Source organism: Segatella sinensis (assembly GCF_040095255.1).
GTDB lineage: Bacteria > Bacteroidota > Bacteroidia > Bacteroidales > Bacteroidaceae > Prevotella > Prevotella sinensis.
Window position 1 is genome coordinate 1 of the sequence record NZ_JBBNGE010000094.1, and the last position, 4,038, is coordinate 4,038.

The 4,038-nt window shown below is 42.7% G+C and carries 3 protein-coding genes; all 3 read left to right on the forward strand.

What is annotated here, in order from left to right; genetic code table 11:
• Positions 1–357: 357 nt before the first annotated feature.
• The 3 genes from tet(Q) (at position 358) to AAAT87_RS14935 (ending at position 3,989) form a co-directional block, all read left to right on the forward strand.
• The gene (tet(Q), locus tag AAAT87_RS14925; protein ID WP_349226860.1) at positions 358–2,283 is read left to right on the forward strand and encodes a tetracycline resistance ribosomal protection protein Tet(Q); all 1,926 of its coding nucleotides are present in this window, start codon (positions 358–360) and stop codon (positions 2,281–2,283) included.
• Positions 2,284–2,912: 629 nt separating this feature from the next.
• Positions 2,913–3,161, forward strand: a complete 249-nt coding sequence (locus tag AAAT87_RS14930) for a hypothetical protein (protein WP_349226862.1) — start codon at positions 2,913–2,915, stop codon at positions 3,159–3,161.
• A gap of 132 nt (positions 3,162–3,293) precedes the next feature.
• Positions 3,294–3,989, forward strand: a complete 696-nt coding sequence (locus tag AAAT87_RS14935) for a hypothetical protein (protein ID WP_349226861.1) — start codon at positions 3,294–3,296, stop codon at positions 3,987–3,989.
• The last annotated feature ends 49 nt before the right edge of the window (positions 3,990–4,038 follow it).

Genomic DNA, 4,038 nt, shown 5'->3' on the forward strand with positions numbered 1-4,038 from the left:
GCTAAAAGAGCATCAAATTGCTCCATAATAGAAAAAATTCCTCCAAAAGGAGTGAGTTTCTCAGATTTTATTTGTACCTTTGCAGCGCCTTGTTACGATTTTCGCTTGTTTTCTAATTGCAATACTAAGATAAGTGAAAAATCTGACACGGCAAAATCCTAGGCAACTTATTGTTGCTCAGGAACTTATAAATAAAGTTAAATTATAGTGTTGCGGAATTAAGGTTCAATTATGCGGCAGTAATAATATACATATTAATACGAGTTAAGAATCCTGTAGCTCTCTCATGCTACGAGGAGGTATTAAAAGGTGCGTTCCGACAACGCATCTAATGTAGTATATAATTGCTTAATCCAAATGAATATTATAAATTTAGGAATTCTTGCTCACATTGATGCAGGAAAAACTTCCGTAACCGAGAATCTGCTGTTTGCCAGCGGAGCAACGGAAAAGTGCGGCCGCGTGGATAATGGTGACACCATAACAGACTCTATGGATATAGAGAAACGTAGAGGAATTACTGTCCGGGCTTCTACGACATCTATTATCTGGAATGGAGTGAAATGCAATATCATTGACACTCCGGGACACATGGATTTTATTGCGGAAGTGGAGCGGACATTCAAAATGCTTGATGGGGCAGTCCTCATCTTATCCGCAAAGGAAGGTATACAGGCGCAGACAAAGTTGCTGTTCAATACTTTACATAAGCTGCAAATCCCGACAATTATATTTATCAATAAGATTGACCGTGCCGGTGTGAATTTGGAGCGTTTGTATCTGGATATAAAAACAAATCTGTCGCAAGATGTCCTGTTTATGCAAACTGTTGTCGATGGATCGGTTTGTCCGGTTTGCTCCCAAACATATATAAAGGAAGAATACAAAGAATTTGTATGCAACCATGACGACGATATATTGGAACGATATTTGTCGGATAGCGAAATTTCACCGGCTGATTATTGGAATACGATAATCGCTCTTGTGGCAAAAGCCAAAGTCTATCCGGTGCTACATGGATCAGCAATGTTCAATATCGGCATCAATGAGTTGATGGACGCCATCACTTCGTTTATACTTCCTCCGGCATCAGTTTCAGACAGACTTTCAGCTTATCTCTATAAGATAGAGCATGATCCCAAAGGACATAAAAGAAGTTTTCTAAAAATAATTGACGGAAGTCTGAGACTTCGAGACGTTGTAAGAATCAACGATTCGGAAAAATTCATCAAGATTAAAAATCTAAAGACTATTTATCAGGGCAGAGAGATAAATGTTGATGAAGTGGGTGCCAATGATATCGCGATTGTAGAGGATATGGAAGATTTTCGAATCGGAGATTATTTAGGTGTTAAGCCTTGTTTGATTCAAGGATTATCCCATCAGCATCCCGCCCTCAAATCCTCCGTCCGGCCAGACAAGCCCGAAGAGAGAAGCAAGGTTATATCCGCTCTGAATACATTGTGGATTGAAGACCCGTCTTTGTCCTTTTCCATAAACTCATATAGCGATGAATTGGAAATCTCGTTATATGGTTTGACCCAAAAGGAAATCATACAGACATTGCTGGAAGAACGGTTTTCCGTCAATGTCCATTTTGATGAGATCAAGACTATATACAAAGAACGACCTGTAAAAAAGGTCAATAAGATTATTCAGATTGAAGTACCACCCAACCCTTACTGGGCCACAATAGGGCTGACTCTTGAACCCTTACCGTTAGGGACAGGGTTGCAGATCGAAAGTGACATCTCCTATGGTTATCTGAACCATTCTTTTCAAAATGCCGTTTTTGAAGGGATTCGTATGTCGTGCCAATCGGGTTTACATGGATGGGAAGTGACAGATCTGAAAGTAACTTTTACTCAAGCCGAGTATTATAGCCCGGTAAGCACACCTGCTGATTTCAGACAGCTGACCCCCTATGTCTTCAGGCTGGCTTTGCAACAGTCAGGTGTGGACATTCTCGAACCGATGCTCTGTTTTGAGTTGCAGATACCCCAGGAGGCGAGTTCCAAAGCTATTACAGATTTGCAAAAAATGATGTCTGAGATTGAAGACATCAGTTGCAATAATGAGTGGTGTCATATTAAAGGGAAAGTTCCATTAAATACAAGTAAAGACTATGCCTCAGAAGTAAGTTCATACACTAAGGGCTTAGGTGTTTTTATGGTTAAGCCATGCGGGTATCAAATAACAAAAGGCGGTTATTCTGATAATACCCGTATGGAAGAAAAGGATAAACTTTTATTCATGTTTGAAAAATCAGTATCATCAAAATAATGGAACGGTCAGGGAATTAATATAAGACGCTGTGGCGACAGGAGCGTGAGGCAGTGCGCCGGGCGTATTACCTCACACAACCTTATCACCACCGCTTGCGTCCAAATGATGTGATAATTCAGGCGATAAGCCGTGTCAGTGGCCCGCGGATCCACAAACACGGCACATCGCCTTGTGCTGTTTATCGGTTGCCCTACTGATTCCGTGCTGCACACCGATTCAGCTTCGGGCAGTTCTGATTTTGGATATGATGCCCGGCTGAAGCCGGAGGCGGCGACAACGCCAGAGCAAAGCGAGGGCAAGCCTTCGCCCGACTCTCGCGTTGTCGCCTCTCTTTGGAATATCTGTCTGCAAACGATGACTGTGGCCGCTTCAAGGCTGGCACTTTGAAACGGCAACGGTCAAAGGTGGCCGGTTCTTTCCCTTGAAGATTTTGAGCCTCGGCAGGGACAGGCGTTTTGGCGTGCGAAGTTACTGCGTCCGGGAGGACCGTCAAGTGACGCTACGCTTGTGGTCGGCGTCCGCACTCGTGAGCCTCCACAAATTCTTCTCGTGCCTCAAACAATTTGGGTATCCCTCGCTTGCCGCTGACTACACACTTGCCTTATCCTCCCTTTATGGCCGCAGTCGTGGAACAGCACGAAAAACGGCCAGCCCTGCCGGAGAAGCTCAAAGAGCTTCAAACAAAAGGGAGAAAATTAACTCAAACGCTCAAACATCAAATGACTATGCGAGTAAAAAGAATGAAAGTAGCAGAGGGCAAACGGCTCAATATCGGGCAGTTCCCAAATTTCCACCGCTCCGGCTCCATTAGGGGCATGAAAAAACTCTACTATGGCGAGAACTGCCTTTTGGTACGCTGTTATGAGAAGCGATAAATTATGAGTAGTGATTACAGCACTGCTTATCAAGATATTTGTCAGCGAATAAATTACCTCAAAGACTTGTCATAACTACTTCTCATAATTATATTTGCTTTGAGTGATTTTGCTCATAAAACGAATACAAATATGGAAGAAAAAAACATCAACAGGCTTCTTAAGTTATGCGATGAATACTTCCTCCAGAACCGCCATTGCAAGAATTACATTCAGCACTGTAAGAATACCTGGTACAAGGGTATTCTGTCATTTATGAATGAGCTTGGGGTAGAAGATTATTCTCCTGACATTGGTCAGAAATATCTTCAATCCGCCAGTGGCGCACTGTTGGTAGAAAAGTATCCCCGTGTAATCAGAAGAGGAATCCATATGCTGGATGACCTTTTCAACATCGGGCGAATACGTCGTCGCTGTTATACAAAAACAGACTTTCCACTGGAAGGCGAAATAGGCGGATTGGCGAAAGGCTTTATTGCTTATCTACAGGTATCGGGGCGTAAAGAGCATACCCTGTATAACCATAGAAGACACCTAAGCAGACTCGTAAGTTACCTTACCGACAAAAGTATAGCGCGAGTTGCCGAGATGGAAGAAAGCCATCTCTTCTCCTATATGTCAGCCGTTCAATTGGAGAAACGTTCAGTAACCATATCTATCAAAGGCTTTGTCAGATACCTGAAGAATAATCGAATCATCGGTAATGGACTGGATTACTTTCTGGATAACTTCAAGGCACATGACAAGGAACGTATACCGTCGTTCTATTCGGAGGCTGAAATTCTCAGGATTGAGGGAATCCTCAAATCCGCAACCTATAGGGTTTAGTGGGATTTTGCTTGCAAAGCGACAAAATTCATTTTATTGTACATATTTC

What these genes read in the sequence shown, in the direction of transcription:
- AAAT87_RS14935 (WP_349226861.1), top strand. Translation starts at nt 3,294, where the DNA reads ATGGAAGAAAAAAACATCAACAGGCTTCTTAAGTTATGCGATGAATAC.